Consider the following 17,055-nt stretch of genomic DNA (forward strand, 5'->3'; position numbering starts at 1 on the left):
AAAGATGGAATATATAGGATATCCATAGGGTTAAAAGGTAATAAAGGAGGCTTTTACAGATGACTCAATCATTTCAAGCTCTTGTCGTCGATCAGACACAGGACGGTGAAGTTCAAGCAGAGGTACGTTCTCTGGAAGCTAGCAGTTTACCTGCTGGAGAAGTATTGATTCGTGTCGCTTATTCCAGCATCAATTATAAAGATGGGCTTGCTGCCCTCAAGGATGGCAATATTGTCAAATCCTATCCGTTCGTACCAGGCATAGATTGCTCGGGAACCGTCGTCTCTTCGGAGGATAGCCGCTTTAGCGAAGGACAAGCGGTGCTCGTTACCGGATATGGGCTGGGTGTGTCTCAATTCGGAGGATTCAGCCAATATGCACGCGTGCCTGCGGACTGGGTGGTTCCACTTCCAAACGGACTCACGCCGAGAGAGGCAATGATTTTCGGGACAGCCGGATTCACCGCAGCCCTGTCGTTATATCGACTGGAACAAAACGGCGTTACTCCCGAGCAGGGCAAGGTACTCGTCACCGGAGCGACGGGCGGCGTAGGCGGGGCAGCCATTGCCTTGCTGAACAAGAGAGGCTACCATGTCGTAGCCAGCAGTGGCAAGGCCGATGCGCTCGATTACCTCAAGGCGCTCGGAGCAGCCGAGGTTATTTCCCGCGAGGAGGTCTACGACGGTGCGGAGAGCATCCGCCCGCTGGGCAAGCAGCTTTGGCAAGCAGCTGTTGATCCTGTAGGCGGAAAGCCGCTCGCTTCGCTGCTCAGCCAGATCGCCTACAACGGCTCCGTTGCCGTGAGCGGCCTGACGGCAGGCACCAAGCTGCCTACGACGGTGCTGCCGTTTATTTTGCGCGGCGTAAGTCTGCTGGGCATAGACTCTGTCTTCTGCCCATACGACACTCGCGTAGCAATCTGGAAGCGGCTCGGCAGCGAATGGAAGCCGGAACAGCTGGAGCAGCTCGTTGAGCGCGAAGTCGGATTGGCCGACCTGCCAAGCGCGCTCGAAGACATACTTGCAGCCCGCTCGCAAGGAAGAACGCTAGTACGGCTGGTTGACTAAGCGGAGTAGTCCGCAAGCTATCCATTGACGTGTTTTCGCGTGAAGAAGTGTCATCCCTTAGGGTCTAGCTTAGGAACATGTAAGAAGCCTGTAAATCTGCAATTTTGAGATTTACAGGCTTCTTTTTTCGTGTGGTACATTTGAAGCAGACGGTTTACTTTTCGCAACCAAATGAACCTTTTGAGAACCTCAGTTGTTATATAGATAAACTGCACGAGAAAGGAGAGCACATCATTGGAGAGCAATCGAGAGTTGTTTGATTTGTATCAACGAGATGTATACCGAACCTGCTACTACATGGTACATAATGCATCGGATGCAGAGGATTTAACGCAGGAAGTGTTTATCATCCTGTTTCGCAGCAATCGTGAACAGATCGAACAACTAAAAGCCTGGATTATGAAGATTACGGTCAATCATTGTCTGAATCACCTTAAACGCCAGAAAAGCCTGCATTTGAAGGTATCGGCTAATCCCTATCTATTTAGCGGGGCGGAAGGTAAACCTGTAGACAGGCTGGTGGAAGAACGCGAATCGGCAGAGGAATGGGCCGTTTATATGAATCGCCTTCCGGCCAAAATCCGCGCTGTGCTGACACTCCGCTATATGCATGATTTCACGCTGGCGGAAATATCCAAACTGCTAGAAATTCCGCTGGGAACCGTCAAATCGAGGACTCACAAAGGACTAAAGTTATTGGAGCAAATATTGCGGGATGCAGGGGTACAAATTCCCGAGATGGAAGGAGAGAACTATGAACAACATAGAAAAGGCATTGAAGCGCAAGTTAAATGATGATTCGGAAATGGCCTATCCTGACTTCGGTGAGATGTGGAACCGGATGGAACAGACAGGGCATACTGCCCCTACGCTAACCGACACTTCCGATTCATTCACTCCCCACCGACACAGAAACTGGCGCAAAATAGCTATTGCCGCCTCTCTAAGCGCACTTCTGGTTGCAGTTCCTGTCTATGCCGCCATCCACTACAACTGGGACAATCTGCTACGCGGAAGAAGTGGCATCCAGACAGCATTAAAGCAAAACCTCGGGCAACCGTTGGAGCAGTCCGTGACCAGAGACGGAGTGAAGCTGACGCTGCATACCGCTATTGTTGATGAAAACCGGACCGTGATTCTGTACAGCTTGGAGGTCGGAAAACGAGCAGACAACGAGTTTTGGAATGTCAAAGGCGTATCGCTAAAAAGTGCCGCGGGGGAAAGCAGTGCAGGGGAATATAACTTTCAGCAATGGGACCCGAAAAATCAACGGTACAACGGGTACTTTGAAAGTGACTGGACACCGCAGCAAGAAACAGAGAACGTGCAGCTGACCATAGATCATATAGAGCTCACCAGCGTTCAGGAACTGGATTTGCCGCTCGATATTCGGTCGCCTCAAATACAGACGTTCAAGCTGGATCGTAGCGGCTTACAAGATATGAAGGTACAGGTATTCGAACAAGGTAAGGACAAACTGATGCTGTCCTCAGCGATTACCTTCGATTCGTCCATACCAAAGAGATGGGACAATCCACAAATTATTGCCTACAAAGGCGACGAGCCTGTGATGTCGCAGCCTGGAGGGGCTTTTGGCAAACCCGGTGATAACGGGGAGTATACCGCACAACAATATTTTACTAAAGCAGATATACCGGAAGGACAGACTGCTTTCAAACTGCAATATGCACAAACTGAGAAAAGTATACATGAACCCATAAACTTTGATCTGCAGCTAAGCAAGAAGAAAATGGAAAGCGGGACGATTAAAAGTGCGCTGAATATCCCACTGGAGAAAGGCAATCCAAATGTTTTGCTAGAACAAATGATTGTCACACCTACGCAAATCCGTGTCACGATCAGAAGCAAGGAGAAATTCGCCATGTTACCTTATCAAAAGTACTTTCTTTCTGTGAACGGCACAACATTAGAAGGTAGTCGTTGGTCTTCACCTGATCAGGAACACGATCTGAACACGATCCGTTTTGAACGACCTTCCAATCTTGTGATTACCAAGGACACTCCTATTACTTTTACAGGCAAATACAAGGTTACGACCCATTCGGATGACAAAACGCCACAGCGTTTAACTGATATTTCTGAGCAAAAACAGACACTAACGACGCAAGTCGGTGGCTATCCTGTGAAGTGGACCTACTACAAACAAGGATCAGACTTATTCGTAGAAACCGAAAGCGAGGATGCTCACTTTGGAGGGATTAACCAGACGCATATTGGCCTGGGTAAAGAACGGATTATCGGCAAGCCGATCACAGCCAATTTTGCCGGAGACGGCAATAACAAGGCAGTGGATGTCTACAAGAACTTCAAAAAGAAGGAAGCTTCTATCTATATGTTCTACTATACAACGGACGACCCGGAAGCAGAGACAACCGTACCCTTGCAGCCTCTGACAAGCAACAGCAAAGCATCCAAATAGCAATGCTATAAAAAGAGGGTCCTCTATACCTGTGTGAACCGTGGTATAGGGAACCCCTTTTTATTTTCCTATGAAGGCACAGTCTGCCTGGAACGATTGACTCCCGTCCTACTTTACAGAACCTTGCGTAACGCCATTGATAATCCATTTTTGTGCAATCAGATAGACAATAATCATCGGCAGCAAGGCCATCAGGTACGAGGCAAAGGCCAGATTAAAGTCGGTATTGAACTGCCCCTGAAATACATACTGGACGAGCGGTAGCGTATATTGCTCCGCATCGCTGATAATAATGAGCGGCAGCAGGAAGTCGTTATATGTGGACAGGCAGGTGAGAATCCCCACGGTAGCACTGATCGGTGCCATCAACGGAAAAATAATTCGCCAGAACGTGCCCCATGTCGTCGCCCCGTCTACCGTAGCCGCCTCTTCCAGCGCCACCGGAATGGAACGGATATAGCCGACATAGACGAAAACATTAAACGCCAAACCATACACCGTATGCAGCATAATCAGGCCAAACAGATTGGTCATATGAAGTCCCGAGGCCAATTTAACAATCGGCAACATAATGATCGGGAACGGAATGAACATGGCGCTCACAAAGTAAAAATATAATCCCTTAAACAAGCGTCGCTGCATATTACGGGCAATCGCATAAGCGACCATCGAATTGGTTAGCAAAGTCAATATGACCGTCGATGTCGTGACCATTACACTGTTCTGAAAAGCGCTGAAGAAGTTGGTCATTTCTACTGCACGACTAAAATTTTCCCAATGCAGCTCGGTCGGAAAGGCAAAGGCGGAGTGCGCCATCTGTTCGGGATTTTTAAGTGCTATCGTTACCGTCATATAGAGGGGAAACAGGATAAATATTGTCCCCAACGCTACCAGAAGCAGCACAGGCCAGTTGGTACGTCTGCTTGTTTTCATCAGTTATCCATCTCCCTTCTCTGGAGGAATCGCAGCTGTAAGATGGAAATGATCGCGATCACAATAAAGTAAATAACAGAGTTAGCCGACTGATAAGCAAATTCTCCGCCTTTAAATCCCCCGGTGTATATCAGGTGGGAAATCGACTGGGTGGCTCGTCCCGGCCCGCCATTCGTCAAAGCCACGATCTGATCGAACACCATCAGGGAATTTTTCATCGCCAATACCATATTAATCGTGAAAAACGGAGCAATTAACGGAAAGGTAATGCTCCAGAATTCGCGCCATTTACCCGCACCGTCCAGGTTGGACGCCTCATACAGACTTGTCGGAATGGTTTGCAGCCCGGCCAGATAGAGAATCGTATTAAAGGCAATCCCCTGCCATACAGCTACGATGACAACCCCCACCCAAGCCAGTTGTTCACTGCCCAAAATGTTCGTCGACAATGAGGTAATACCTAAATTTTGCCCCCAAATCGTAAACACGTTCGAGAACAAGTAATTGAATATGTAACCCACGATCAACACGCTCAAAATATTAGGCAGAAAATAAATACCGCGGAAAAAGTTACGAAACCGTATTTTAGCATTCAGCCCTAGCGCAATCAGCAAACTAAGGATATTAGTCGCAATGGTAACCACAATCGCAAATTTGAAAGTAAACCAGTATGCGTTCCCCACATTGTCGTCCTGAAACAAATTAATATAGTTCTTAAACCCGACAAAGTGATACTGATGACCAAAGCCGTTCCAGTTCGTAAGCGAATAATAAAAGCCCTGCAAGGCAGGCAAGGTCAAAAATACAAAAAACAATAGCACCGCCGGCACCGTCATCCAGTAAAAAGTCGTTAGTCGCTTATTCATGTCTCCTCCTCCTCTCCTATCGGCGGTTAGCTACCTTATCCCATTCTCGGTCCAGCTTGGCCAGATAAGCGTCGATGTCTCTGTTTTGCAGGAAGGCCTGCACAATCGAATTCAATTGGACCGCCTTGGGAATATAGTGATCGGCAAAATCAACGACGCGACCCGATTTAAAATACGGCAACAGCTCTGCCACACTCGGATCATCCTGCGTGACTCCCTTCACCGCCGAAAACAGCGTTTGCTCTGTAATGTATTGCTTGCTGTTCTCCGGCTTCAACAAGAAGGCAATGAACTCCTCGGCTTCCTTTTTATGCGGAGTGCTCTCCGATACGGCTAATAGCGTATCTATACCGGACACCAGCTTGACCGCCTTTTCGTCATTCCCTGTTGGTAATGGGAAAAATCCAAGCTCCACTTTCGGATTGGCTTTGCGAATTTCAGATATGGCCCACGAGCCCTGAATGTACATCAATCCCTGCCCGTTAGCGAAGGCACGGTTACCATCGGCATAGTTTTTGCCAAAATTATCACCATGTCCGTATTTCAGTAGCTCCAGCTGCTTTTCCGCAACCTCGCGGTACTTGTCCTGAAAAGTGACCTGATTTTCACGCCGTTGTAGGAAAAAATCAATGCCCACCAGATTCGGGCCCAGCGCATTAAAGGGGAGGTTCGTTTGCCAATCATCTTTATATGTAAAATAGAACGGGATTTTTCCAGCTGCCTTGATCTTTTGCGCCGTTGCAATCAGCTCATCCCACGTTTTGGGTACCCGTAATCCCATTTCCTTGAAAAGCGTTTTGTTATACATCACACCATTCGCATTCGCAGCATAAGGAATTCCATACACGGGATCGGCCCCGGTTACATCCTTAAGCATTTTGAGGTAAATCGGGTCAATCGTACGTGGCAATTCTGTATTCGCCAGGTCCGTAAAAATACCACTTTGTGCCAAAATGGAGTAGGTATCGGTGGCCCCAAGCCCTACAATGTCAGGTACATCGTTTTTGACAACCCGGGTCAATAACACAGTCTCTGCCTCTGGCGGGTTGACCTGTGTCACTTCAATACCGGGATGTTCCTGATTGAATTGAGAGATTAGCTTATCGAATGAACCCTTGGCCTCCGGCTTGTTTTGAAAAAACTCAATTTTCACCTTACCCGAAGCATCGTCCTTGTTGCATGCGCTTACAAAAAAAGCCAATAAAAGGATCGCCGCCAGTGTAGACAGCTTTTTGACCCAACACCACATGCTCATACCTCCTTTTCCCCTATGTCAATCTATGCGGGACTAGACAATTAATACCCGTCCCTTATGGAAAAGAAACGATACTGCTACAACAATCTGATAACAGGAGGAACCAATGTTAAAAAAGATCCAATTGACCCTCAAACGGTCGGTTGGATCTTTCTTTTACTTTTATGATGTTCAGGTTACAAGTCTTATTTCTAAACAATCTTTTTTTCCCATCGTGTAAAACTAATAATGATACTTACCAGAATCAATCCACCTGCACACATCCAAAAATTAAAAGAACTGTCTACTCTTAAAGCAAGCATTATTTGCTGAAATGGGTCCATTAACATAATGAGGGGCCTAAACAACTCAAAGAGAAATACGGATAAGATAAGAATCACTATATAAGCAAATAGTGGCCGTGACACGAACAAACATACAGTGCTACTCAACATGAGCTTTACCAAGCAAACCAGCGTTAATACCAAATAAAACGAAAGTATGTAGGGTACGGCATCTGATGGGGAAGAGGCGACGGATGAACCATATTTAAAAAAAGTAGAGCTGTGTGGGAAAAACAACCATCCAGCGAATACACCTATAAGCAAGCTTGTCCCCATAAAAATGGCCGTTGAGACTGATAGTGCGAGCAACTTGGCAAACCAAAAATGAAAACGTCGATACGGTCGTAGCATATATAGCCTATATGCTCCAGAATAGAGATCGCCGCTTAACTGATCCACGTACAGAATGGGCAGGATTGCTGTAACTAGAAATAAGGCAACCTCACTCATCATCAGCCACGGCAGGTTCAGATTATTTACGACCACAGTTCCTTCACCAAAACGTAAGACCTTCGTACCCGTTACTTTATGGCTCCATATAATTGCAACCACGATGAATATATAGGCTATATATAATAAAAGAGTGGATTTGCGATTCCAAATTCGTTCCATTTCACTTCGCCAGATTGCCAGCATGAGGAAATCCCCCCCTAATACAGATAATCATCAGTCACAAAACGGCGGTATGCGCCCCAAGTAAACAAGATCAGATATAGACTAACAACAGTGATAATCGCCCCATTCACAGACGAATTGCCCATTAAGGACCTATCTAATCCTGTATGCTGCATATATGGAATAATCATAAATGCGATCACATTGTATAGGTATGGGATATGGGAAACAAAAGAGGCCAATTTTAAATATAATGAATCAAACAATAGAGAACCCAGATTGTATACCATACAAACACCGATGGCATACGTTACACTTTTGCTATACATAGCGACGAAACAATAGAAGGAGCATATTGCTAATAATGAGGCAAGCGCCCAACCATAGTATTTAAGCATCTGCAGTCCTTGAGATTCGGACAACCCCGCATCACTTACATCATATGAAAGAGTCCATACTTCAACGATCACCTGCGATGATACTGCAAATACAATGAGAAGAAACAAAATAGTAGCATTTAAAACCAGCAGTTTACTCCAGAAAATCTGTCCGCGGGTAAATCGGCGCATAAATAACAACCGCAGTTGCCCGCTTCGAAATTCCTCTGTATATACAGCAGCAGCTAAAGCAGCTACAGCTATGTTGCATACTAAAAACAAATTCTCACGCAGACCAGTAACGACAAAGTTTAAAGATAATACCTCAACAGGAACCTTCATCGTGCGCAAAAAATATACTCCTGTCGAACAAGCAAGCAGCGGCGTACATAACACCATGAGCCAGAACCACTTTCGTCTCCATAATCGCTCGAACTCACTGTATATTAATGATTTCATAGTCCCATCAATCCCATGAAAGCATCCTCTAGCCGTTGGCCGTCCTCTACTAGTTGATCAGCAGGTCCCTGCCAAACTAGCCTGCCCTCTTTGATAACAATGAGTTCGTCACACATCTGTTGCAGTTCATCCAACAGATGACTGGAGATAAAAAAGGCATAATTCGCTGAATCACGTAGCTGAAGCACGATATCTCTCAGCTCCCGCATTCCCATAGGATCAAGCCCATTAGACGGTTCATCCAGCAATAAAAGCTCAGGAGCACCCAGCATGGACTGCGCAATACCTAGCCTTTGCTTCATTCCCAGCGAATAGGTCTTCACCTTGTCATCTCCCCGTGTTTCCAGTCTCACCTTTGTAAGCAACTCTTCAATATGTATCTCCCGATCTGAGGGCACAATCTCAGAGTGTAACCGTGACAAATTGCGCAAAACCTGTCTGCCTGTCATATAATCAAAAAAGACCGGAGATTCAATGATAGCCCCCACCTTGGACAGCGCCTTTTCCCGATCCGTCTGTACATCATATGAAGCTATCTTTACAGAGCCGCTGGTTGGCTGCATTAATCCGGTCATGATTCGCATCATTGTAGTTTTACCAGCTCCATTAGGTCCGATGAATCCATATATCTTCCCTTTCTGAAGCTTAAAGGAAACACGGTCTAACAAATGCCTTTTCCCCATTCTTTTCGTTACCTGACTGACCTCCAGCAAGGAGTCTGACATACTATTCCCTCCATCCATAACAAATCACAACATAGCCAACGCGTGCATTTGATATGTAAGATCATGATGGACAACACAGACTTCGCTTAACAATGAAACAAATTATTTATTCAATTTAAAAAATATCACATGTTGCGAAATGCAAACAACTCACTTTATATGTAAAATATAATGATAATGACACATCAATACCATTTATCTTAATTAATGGTCATTAATTTTCGTGATGATATCTTTGTCTTTACGCTGCAAAAAAGGTAGCCCCTCAGTAAACGCTCTACCTCAGGGCTACCCTCTATATAAAATAAACTGTTTTCTATCCAGTAACTACTAACCTGTCACCTACTCCAGTTCAACCCACTCGCCGAGCAACGTGTCCAGCTCCGCTTGCAGTCGCTCACGCGCGTCCCACAGCTCCGCCATGTGTATCGTGTCGTCGCTTGTGCCGAGCAGCTCCAGCTCGGCATCCGCCGCCACCAATTCTGCTTCTTTGGCGGCGATGGCCTGCTCCAACCGCTCGCTGGATGCAGCGGGCGTGCGTGATGGCTTCGCGGCGGCCTTCGCTTCGCGTGCTCCAGACCCGGTAGCGGGCGAGCCCAAGCGACCTGAGCGTGCACGGCTCGCATCGTCTTCCGTAGTCGCTCCCGTATGCACAGCCGCCCCCATGCCATTGCTCGCTGCACTGGAATGTACAGCTGAGCCCGAGCCCGAGCCGCCACCCGATGCGGCTCTGCTTGCAGATGTCGGGCGTGTCCCGGTATCCCCCTCGCTCTGTAGACGAGCGTTCTCCAGCTCACGCTTCTTCGCTCGGTACTCATCAAAGCTGCCTAGATAAAAGGTCAGCTTTCCAGCCTCCAGCTCCCACACGCGCCCTGCCAGCTTGTTCACAAAGTAGCGGTCATGTGAAATCGCCAGCACCGTTCCCGTGTAGGTGTCCAGCGCTTCCTCCAGTGCCTCGCGTGAGTCAATGTCCAGATGGTTCGTCGGCTCATCCAGCACCAACAAATTTGGCTTTTTCATGACCAGCAACGCCAGCCGCAAGCGGGACCATTCGCCACCGGACAGCATGCTCACGGGCTTAAACACATCGGCACCGTAAAATAAATACTTCGCTAGCAACCCGCGTGCCTCGCCTTCTTCCACCCCTGCTTCCTCCTTGAAGTAGGCAAGCACAGTCGCCCGGCTATTCCGTTCTCTTTCTTGCTGCGCCAAATATCCGTACTCCACGCGCGCACCCCACTGGACCGTGCCTGCATCTGCGCTTTCCTGACCAAGCAGAAGCTTGAGCAACGTCGTTTTACCTGACCCATTATCACCCAGCAAGGCCACCTTTTCGCCAAATTCCAGACTACCCGTTGCCCCGTTTAATATCTGTCGCTCTCCATAGGCTTTAACAATTTCTTCAAACTGCAGTACTCGGCGACCGGAACGATCCTCCAGCTTTAAGTGAAATTCCGCCCCCTGCGGGTCCAATACAGGCCGCTTCACCAGTTCCATGCGCTCCAACGCCTTACGAATGGAGGCTGCTTTTTTGAAAAACTTTTCGTTATCGCCATTGCGACCCCACTCTTCAAAACGCCGAATGGCCTCTTTCATCTTTTTGATCCGCTTTTGCTGTTCCTTATAATCTTCAAATTGTAGTAGCAATCGTTCTTCCTTTTCCTTCACATAGCCGCTGTAGTTCGTATAATACGTAAACGCCTCGCCATCCTCAAGCTCAATCATTTTAACGGCGACCCGATCCAGAAAATAACGATCATGAGATACAACCACACACGCACCTGTATAGCCCTGCAAAAATTGCTCCAGCCACTCCAGCCCTTTCAAATCCAGATGGTTGGTCGGCTCATCCAGCAGCAGCAAATCCGGTCGTCCGATGAGCTGTGATGCCAGCGCTATTTTTGTTTTCTCTCCACCCGACAGCGAGCCGAAGCTGCGCGTATACATGCCTTTGGGAATACGCAGCCCATCCGCTACCTGGTCAATGTTTGCATCCATTTCATAGCCACCATTGCGTTCAAACCGTTCCTGCAAGGCAGCATACGATTGCAGTAGCTTCTCCAGAAGGCTCGCATCCGCTGCCACAACCGGATCTGACATTTCCCGTTCCAGTGTGGTCATCTGATTACGGCAATCCTTCAGCTCACGATAGGCGTAAGCAAGCGTTTCGTACACAGTGAAGCTCTCAAACTCCGCCGGAATTTGCGGTAAATAGCCAATTTTTGTATCCTTGGCGATGACGAGCTGCCCTTCATCCGGGCGGGACAAACGTGCGATTAGGCGTAATAGGGTGGTTTTACCGCTTCCGTTGCGGCCGATGAGCCCCACCTTTTCTCCCGTATGGATATCAAACGATGCACCATCCAAAATCAGATTAGCAGCGTGGTATTTTTTCAATTGTTGACCGTTTACTATATACATGTTCAGGCTCTCCTTTATTTAGGAAGACCCTTACCCGGGTAACACAAAAAGAGCCGCAGGAGCAACCCCGCGACTCTTCGGAAGATACAGCAATCCGTTCGAGTTAAGGTAGGCGTCTTCTCGCGATGTTTACAACCGTATGATTAAAATTGGACAGACTTCTCCCGTTGTATGGAAAAGCATGAACAATGCCAGCCATAGCAATCGGCAGCTGGCTAATACGGTTGTTCAGCATCTCGTGATTCACCTACCTCACCTCCTTCTTCATAATTGTGTGTAGTATAACATGTTTGCTCGTATTATGAAAGAGGACGATGGTCCATCGAACTATGAAACAGAGTGGTGTCCTCTGACAGCCTGCGAAGTCCCGGCTCTGGTAATCGAAAATACGCCGCAGACAAAAGCAACAATCACAAATGCCCCACCTACCCAAGCGTTCGTGGCAACAGATTCACTATTCTCAATCACTACTCCTCCCAAGGCAGAGCCGAGAGCGATCCCGACCTGGAGCGCGGAGAAATTAAAGCTTTGCTGAATACTACCCGATTCGGGTGCATTTTCAATAAGATAACTTTGCATCGGGGGCGACAAGGCCCAACTCAGTATGCCCCAGATAATCAGTAGTGGCGCAAATACATAAATCGAGTGAATTGAGAATGGCAGCAAGAACATCACGGCGATAAACACGCCTACGACGACTAGAATACTTTTCGCTGTGCCGAACCGATCTGCCAAAGAGCCGCCAATAAAACCACCGCTCACTGCCGCCAGCCCAAAGACAAAATAGGCCACACTAACCCACGAAGCGTTCAAGCCCATCATATTTTCTAAAAACGGAGTGAAATACGCATATAACGTGTAATGGCCCGCCAGTGTCAGCGTGGTCACCAAATGAGCACTGATGACTTTAACATTTTTTAAGGATTTCAACTGATCACGCATAGGTACAACATGTTCTGTCGGAATCCGCTCCATAAACAAGTTGATAACGATCATAGCAACGACCGTCAACAAAGCAATGATCAGGAAAAGCACCCGCCAGCCAAATGCATTTCCAATCAGCACCCCGGCTGGAATACCTAGAACGATGGAGGAGCTAACCCCCATGGAGATGACACCGAGGACACGGGCTTGATAAGCCTTGGACACCACTTTGACTGCAATGGTCAGTGACAATGTAACGATCAGCGACCCGCTTGCAGCGGTAATGATACGGGATACAAACAAGACTGCATAATTCGGACTCCAGAAGGCCAGCAGACTTCCCAGAATAAAGATAAACATCGACCACAGGTACAGTCGTTTTCGTTCAATTTTGGCTGTCAACGCCAACAGAGTTGGCCCAGCAATAGCATACACGAGCGCATAGATCATGATAAGCTGTCCTGCCGTGCTTACGGAGACATTCAAATCCTGTGCAATTTGGGGTAGCACGCCACCGATAATCAGCTCCACCAGCCCCACCGTAAAGGTCGCAATCGTTAAAATAACTACTTTGAAGTTCATTACATTAGCTCCTTTGCTGTCATGTAAATTCCCTCGTATTACGCAAAAAAATCCTGACCACAAGAAATGTACAAGACGTACACTTTTTGTAATCAGGATTTATCGGTTCCTGGTAGAGACCCTCAAACCATATTATTGAGGTTATACAAATGGGGCATTCATTTATTACGCATTCACGAAGGTTATAGCTATTACTATAAAGGAGCCTGCGGCTAAGTTCAACCCCCTACAGCCGCAAAAATTCGCTCATAGCACGATCTGACAGATAAGGTAGGTACTCATGACCGTATTCGTGATACAGGAGTATTTCCTTGTCTGATACGATTTTATTGTACACCGCAAACTGCGTGGAAGGCGGACAGATGATGTCCGACAGCCCTGTCACAAACAACACACGACCACAAATACGATCTGCCAAATGTTGAATATCGATGTAGCCTAGTCGGTGAAAGAGCTCCTCCTCGCGCAGATGGTTCGGATCAAACCAACGAAAATAATAAACCAGTTCTTCATATGCAGATGTAGTGGCATCCAGCGCCCAGGCTCTTTTATAGTCCGACAGAAACGGATATACCGGAACTGCCATACGGACACGCGGCTCCAATGCAGCACAGGCAACCGTTAAGGCCCCTCCCTGGGAGCAGCCAAATGCGCCGATCCGTTCAGGGTCGACCTGCTCCATAGACATCAGAATGCGCACTGTCTGCACGGTATCCAAAAATACATTGCGGTAATACAACCGATCCGGGTCCGGGTCGTCAATCCCTCGGATGATATGGCCGCGTACCGTCGTTCCCTGAACCTGCAAATTGTCCTCGGACAGCCCACCTTGCCCCCGGCAATCCATGGCCAGCACGGTGAATCCGTGTGCCGCATAGCTTACCTTGTCGAACCAGTCGCCACTGTCGCAGGAATATCCATGAAACATGGCCAAAGCTGGCCCTTGTTCCGCAAGGTGCTTGGGACGAGCCAGCTTCCCATGAACCTTTGCTCCGCCCACTCCAGTAAAATATAGATGGTAACACTCCACCATCGGAGAGATAAAATCAGCAGGCTCCAGTGTATAATCAAGCGGCTGCCGCTCCAGCTCCTGTAATGCCCGTTCCCAGTATGCGTCAAAATCCGGTGGCTTCGGGTTACTCCCCATATATGACTGCAATTGCTGTAAAGACATATCCTCCGGCATTCAAGTTCCACCTACATCCGGCCTGACTCACGGTCGTCTGCGACCACTTCATCCGTTGCGATGACATACTTCATAATGTCGGACACTGTCGTGTATGCAATACCTACATACGTGTCAGCGGCTCCATAATAAATCGCAATCCGCCCGGTGTCCGCATCATGCAGCGTAGCACACGGGAACACCACATTCGGCACAAACCCCCGTTCTTCGTACCATTCCTCCGGGGTCAACACGAAATTCGAGGAACGATATTTAACTTTAGACGGATCATCCAGGTCAAGAACGGCTACGCCCATACTGTAAACCAGCCCATTGCACGTGCCCGTCACCCCGTGGTAGAACATCAGCCAGCCCTCTGTCGTCTCAATCGGAGCCGGTCCGCCGCCAATCTTTACCGATTGCCACCAGCCCTGTCCGCCCTTGCTCATGACATGACGGTGCTTGCCCCAATAGACCAAGTCAGGACTTTCACTCAGAAAAATGTCGCCAAACGGTGTATGTCCGCTGTCGCTCGGACGAGATAGCAACATAAAGTTTCCATTTAGCTTGCGGGGCAACAGCACACCATTACGATTAAACGGCAGGAACGGATTTTCCAATCGTACAAAGCTTTTAAAATCCTTCGTTTGTGCTATCCCCAATGCTGCACCGTAAAAATCTGTACACCAGATGATATAATACGTGTCCTCCACGCGAACCAGACGCGGATCGTAAGCATAATTTGGCTGATAATCGTTCCCTTCCTCATCAACCAAATGCAAACGTTCTGTCTCAATGTCCCAAGCCAACCCGTCGTCACTCCAGCCTAGGTGCAAATGCGGACGTCCATTAATCGTTTCAGCCCGGAATACTCCTACAAACCGTCCCTCATACGGAGCTACTGCACTGTTGAAAATACGGGCAATGCCCGGTACCGGATTCCGTCCAATGACCGGATTCTCACTATGTCTCCATACCGGAGCCTCACTGCCTTCAGGCTTATCCTGCCACGGCATTTCCGGCAGACTACCTCCCACAATTCGTACGCTATCTACTCCCAAATCCACATTCAATTTATTCATACGTGTATTCCCCTCTCACCGAGATATTTGATTCGCCAGATTTTCGATTTCGCCATTATTCTATTTCACCGAACCCTGCGCGAAACCGTTATAGATATATTTTTGTAATGATAAAAACGCAATCAGCGTCGGAATAATGGCAATGATTATGCCCGCGCTAATGACTTCCCATTGCGAGCCATATGGCCCTTTAAACTTGAACAGCGCCGTCGATATGACCTGAAGGCTTGTTTTGGGCATATACAGGAACGGGGTGTAAAAGTCGTTGTAAATATTAACGCCCTTGATAATGATCACCGTCACAATGGCAGGCTTCAGCAGGGGCAAGATAATGCGCCAGTAGATCGTCAGATAGGAGGCCCCATCCAGCATGGCCGATTCATCCAGCGCCACCGCGATGGAATCCAGAAATTGCAGAAAAATATACACCGCAATAATATCCGTTCCCAAATACAGCAAGATCGCCGCCCAAGGCGTGTTAAACAGTTCCAGCTTGTTGATAATTTGGAATGTCGACACCTGTGTCGTCACCCCCGGAATGAGCGTGGCGAGCAAGAACGCACCCAGCATGAGACTTTTGCCCTTAAATTTAAAACGGTTCAAAATATACGCAATCATGGAACCGGTCAACGTAGCTCCGATGATTGAAATCAACAGGATAAAAGCTGTGTTCACAAATCCGGTTAGCATATTTCCGTTAATAAAGGCTTTGGTATAGTTAGCCCAATTCAGCCAGTTTACGGGGGGAGTCAGAGGACTGGTTGCCGCATATTCAGCCTTCGTCTTCAAAGATGCAAACAAAATTACGACAATCGGCAGCAGTGCAATGAACGCACCTAGTAGTAGCGCGGCATACTTGATGCTGCTACCCAGTATTCTTTTCAGCTTATACATGATTAGTCCTCCTCTCCCCGAATTAGCAACCGTTGAAGCAGCGTAACAGCAATCACGATCAGCAGCAGAACGACTGCCATCGCTGAGGCCAAACCGACCTTGCTGTATTTGAATGCCACATCAAGCGTCTGAATGACGAATGTTTCACTGCCGTTAGAGCCACCGGTCATAATATACGGGATGTCGAACGCACTGATCGCCCCGCTAATCGCCAAGATGAGATTCAACTGCAAAATCCGCTTGATACTCGGCAAAATAATAGAGCGGAACTGATGCCAGCGGTTAGCCCCGTCTATATCAGACGCTTCATACAGATCACTGGATATGGAAGAAATCGCACCGAGAAACACGATAAAGTTAAAGCCCATGTATCTCCAGATCGACGTGCCAGCCAGCGAAATATTGATAATCTCCGGGTTGCCCAGCCACAGCTTGACATACGAACCCAGCCCCATCGCCTGAAGCAGTGTATCAAGGGTACCGTCTGGCTTAAAAAAGAATAAAAAAATAAAACCAATAGCTACCCCGTTCATCAGGGAAGGAAAAAACAAAACGCCTTTAAAGAAATTTTTAAACCAGGTTTGAAAGCTGAGAATGGTTGCAAAATAAAGGGCCAGCCCCATCTGTACAAACGTGGCTACAAAGTAATACAGACTGACCTTAAACACCGAGAAATACTCGGGGTCGGTAAAGATTTTGATATAGTTTTCAAAACCCACATATTCCAGACGCTTACTATAGCCGTTCCAGTCCGAAAAGCTGTACTTAAACATAATGATCACTGGCAAGTACGCAAAAGTGATCAGCAGCGCTAGCGGAATAATTGAAAAGGCAACAATAATCGCCAATCTTTGTTTGGAGTAGCTGAGATTCGAAAATTTTAACATGCTGCACCTCCTGGCTATCCGTCCATCGACTGCTACGTCG

Annotated in this window: 16 protein-coding genes and 1 riboswitch; of the genes, 3 read left to right on the forward strand and 13 right to left on the reverse strand. The window is 47.6% G+C overall.

Going from position 1 to position 17,055, the window contains the following annotated elements; genetic code table 11:
- The first annotated feature begins 59 nt into the window (after positions 1 to 59).
- From NLX73_RS11675 to NLX73_RS11685, 3 genes are all read left to right on the forward strand, one after another.
- Positions 60 to 1,067, forward strand: coding sequence for an acrylyl-CoA reductase family protein (locus NLX73_RS11675; protein ID WP_250260157.1), 1,008 nt, complete (start codon positions 60 to 62; stop codon positions 1,065 to 1,067).
- Positions 1,068 to 1,301: 234 nt separating this feature from the next.
- Positions 1,302 to 1,862 (forward strand): RNA polymerase sigma factor, encoded by a 561-nt coding sequence (locus NLX73_RS11680; RefSeq protein WP_250266904.1) that lies wholly within the window; start codon positions 1,302 to 1,304, stop codon positions 1,860 to 1,862.
- Positions 1,822 to 3,507, forward strand: a complete 1,686-nt coding sequence (locus NLX73_RS11685) for a DUF4179 domain-containing protein (protein WP_250266905.1) — start codon at positions 1,822 to 1,824, stop codon at positions 3,505 to 3,507. The genes NLX73_RS11680 and NLX73_RS11685 overlap by 41 nt, the downstream gene beginning before the upstream one ends.
- Before the next feature lie 108 nt (positions 3,508 to 3,615).
- Here NLX73_RS11685 and NLX73_RS11690 read toward each other — a convergent pair whose 3' ends face one another.
- The 13 genes from NLX73_RS11690 to NLX73_RS11750 all read right to left on the reverse strand — a co-directional run bounded on the left by NLX73_RS11690 (position 3,616) and on the right by NLX73_RS11750 (position 17,015).
- Positions 3,616 to 4,440, reverse strand: coding sequence for a carbohydrate ABC transporter permease (locus tag NLX73_RS11690; protein ID WP_250266906.1), 825 nt, complete (start codon positions 4,438 to 4,440; stop codon positions 3,616 to 3,618).
- Positions 4,440 to 5,306: a carbohydrate ABC transporter permease gene (locus NLX73_RS11695; protein ID WP_069290633.1), complete on the reverse strand. Its 867-nt coding sequence runs from the start codon at positions 5,304 to 5,306 to the stop codon at positions 4,440 to 4,442. The genes NLX73_RS11690 and NLX73_RS11695 overlap by 1 nt, the downstream gene beginning before the upstream one ends.
- 16 nt (positions 5,307 to 5,322) lie before the next feature.
- Positions 5,323 to 6,555, reverse strand: coding sequence for an ABC transporter substrate-binding protein (locus tag NLX73_RS11700; RefSeq protein WP_254326384.1), 1,233 nt, complete (start codon positions 6,553 to 6,555; stop codon positions 5,323 to 5,325).
- 197 nt (positions 6,556 to 6,752) lie between these two features.
- A complete protein-coding gene (locus tag NLX73_RS11705; protein ID WP_250266907.1) occupies positions 6,753 to 7,520 on the reverse strand; it encodes an ABC transporter permease in 768 nt (255 codons plus the stop codon).
- A gap of 14 nt (positions 7,521 to 7,534) precedes the next feature.
- Positions 7,535 to 8,335, reverse strand: a complete 801-nt coding sequence (locus NLX73_RS11710) for an ABC transporter permease (RefSeq protein WP_250266908.1) — start codon at positions 8,333 to 8,335, stop codon at positions 7,535 to 7,537.
- Positions 8,332 to 9,060, reverse strand: a complete 729-nt coding sequence (locus NLX73_RS11715) for an ABC transporter ATP-binding protein (RefSeq protein ID WP_250266909.1) — start codon at positions 9,058 to 9,060, stop codon at positions 8,332 to 8,334. The genes NLX73_RS11710 and NLX73_RS11715 overlap by 4 nt, the downstream gene beginning before the upstream one ends.
- Positions 9,061 to 9,402: 342 nt before the next feature.
- The gene (gene abc-f, locus NLX73_RS11720) at positions 9,403 to 11,481 is read right to left on the reverse strand and encodes a ribosomal protection-like ABC-F family protein (RefSeq protein WP_250266910.1); all 2,079 of its coding nucleotides are present in this window, start codon (positions 11,479 to 11,481) and stop codon (positions 9,403 to 9,405) included.
- A 103-nt stretch (positions 11,482 to 11,584) separates the two neighbouring features.
- Positions 11,585 to 11,728: an RAxF-45 family protein gene (locus NLX73_RS11725; protein ID WP_016822706.1), complete on the reverse strand. Its 144-nt coding sequence runs from the start codon at positions 11,726 to 11,728 to the stop codon at positions 11,585 to 11,587.
- 80 nt (positions 11,729 to 11,808) lie between these two features.
- Positions 11,809 to 12,987: an MFS transporter gene (locus NLX73_RS11730; protein ID WP_235306641.1), complete on the reverse strand. Its 1,179-nt coding sequence runs from the start codon at positions 12,985 to 12,987 to the stop codon at positions 11,809 to 11,811.
- A 69-nt stretch (positions 12,988 to 13,056) separates the two neighbouring features.
- Positions 13,057 to 13,156, reverse strand: a riboswitch (purine riboswitch).
- A 57-nt stretch (positions 13,157 to 13,213) separates the two neighbouring features.
- A complete protein-coding gene (locus NLX73_RS11735; RefSeq protein WP_250266911.1) occupies positions 13,214 to 14,173 on the reverse strand; it encodes an acetylxylan esterase in 960 nt (319 codons plus the stop codon).
- An 11-nt stretch (positions 14,174 to 14,184) separates the two neighbouring features.
- Positions 14,185 to 15,234 carry a glycoside hydrolase family 130 protein gene (locus tag NLX73_RS11740; protein WP_250260146.1) on the reverse strand — a complete coding sequence of 350 codons (1,050 nt, stop codon included), beginning with the start codon at positions 15,232 to 15,234 and terminating at the stop codon, positions 14,185 to 14,187.
- A gap of 60 nt (positions 15,235 to 15,294) precedes the next feature.
- Entirely contained in the window at positions 15,295 to 16,128 is an 834-nt protein-coding gene (locus NLX73_RS11745) for a carbohydrate ABC transporter permease (RefSeq protein ID WP_025721962.1), read from the reverse strand.
- A gap of 2 nt (positions 16,129 to 16,130) precedes the next feature.
- Positions 16,131 to 17,015, reverse strand: a complete 885-nt coding sequence (locus NLX73_RS11750; protein ID WP_254326238.1) for a carbohydrate ABC transporter permease — start codon at positions 17,013 to 17,015, stop codon at positions 16,131 to 16,133.
- Between the last annotated feature and the right edge of the window lie 40 nt (positions 17,016 to 17,055).

It is taken from the genome of Paenibacillus sp. CH40 (assembly GCF_024213605.1).
Lineage (GTDB): Bacteria > Bacillota > Bacilli > Paenibacillales > Paenibacillaceae > Paenibacillus > Paenibacillus polymyxa_B.

Bases quoted from the DNA above. Each gene is read 5' to 3' on its own strand.
- NLX73_RS11740 (WP_250260146.1), bottom strand. From the start codon at position 15,234: ATGAATAAATTGAATGTGGATTTGGGAGTAGATAGCGTACGAATTGTG.
- NLX73_RS11710 (WP_250266908.1), bottom strand. From the start codon at position 8,335: ATGAAATCATTAATATACAGTGAGTTCGAGCGATTATGGAGACGAAAG.
- NLX73_RS11695 (WP_069290633.1), bottom strand. From the start codon at position 5,306: ATGAATAAGCGACTAACGACTTTTTACTGGATGACGGTGCCGGCGGTG.
- NLX73_RS11675 (WP_250260157.1), top strand. From the start codon at position 60: ATGACTCAATCATTTCAAGCTCTTGTCGTCGATCAGACACAGGACGGT.
- NLX73_RS11685 (WP_250266905.1), top strand. From the start codon at position 1,822: ATGAACAACATAGAAAAGGCATTGAAGCGCAAGTTAAATGATGATTCG.
- NLX73_RS11690 (WP_250266906.1), bottom strand. From the start codon at position 4,440: ATGAAAACAAGCAGACGTACCAACTGGCCTGTGCTGCTTCTGGTAGCG.
- NLX73_RS11750 (WP_254326238.1), bottom strand. From the start codon at position 17,015: ATGTTAAAATTTTCGAATCTCAGCTACTCCAAACAAAGATTGGCGATT.
- NLX73_RS11700 (WP_254326384.1), bottom strand. From the start codon at position 6,555: ATGTGGTGTTGGGTCAAAAAGCTGTCTACACTGGCGGCGATCCTTTTA.
- NLX73_RS11735 (WP_250266911.1), bottom strand. From the start codon at position 14,173: ATGCCGGAGGATATGTCTTTACAGCAATTGCAGTCATATATGGGGAGT.
- NLX73_RS11730 (WP_235306641.1), bottom strand. From the start codon at position 12,987: ATGAACTTCAAAGTAGTTATTTTAACGATTGCGACCTTTACGGTGGGG.
- NLX73_RS11705 (WP_250266907.1), bottom strand. From the start codon at position 7,520: ATGCTGGCAATCTGGCGAAGTGAAATGGAACGAATTTGGAATCGCAAA.
- abc-f (WP_250266910.1), bottom strand. From the start codon at position 11,481: ATGTATATAGTAAACGGTCAACAATTGAAAAAATACCACGCTGCTAAT.
- NLX73_RS11745 (WP_025721962.1), bottom strand. From the start codon at position 16,128: ATGTATAAGCTGAAAAGAATACTGGGTAGCAGCATCAAGTATGCCGCG.
- NLX73_RS11715 (WP_250266909.1), bottom strand. From the start codon at position 9,060: ATGTCAGACTCCTTGCTGGAGGTCAGTCAGGTAACGAAAAGAATGGGG.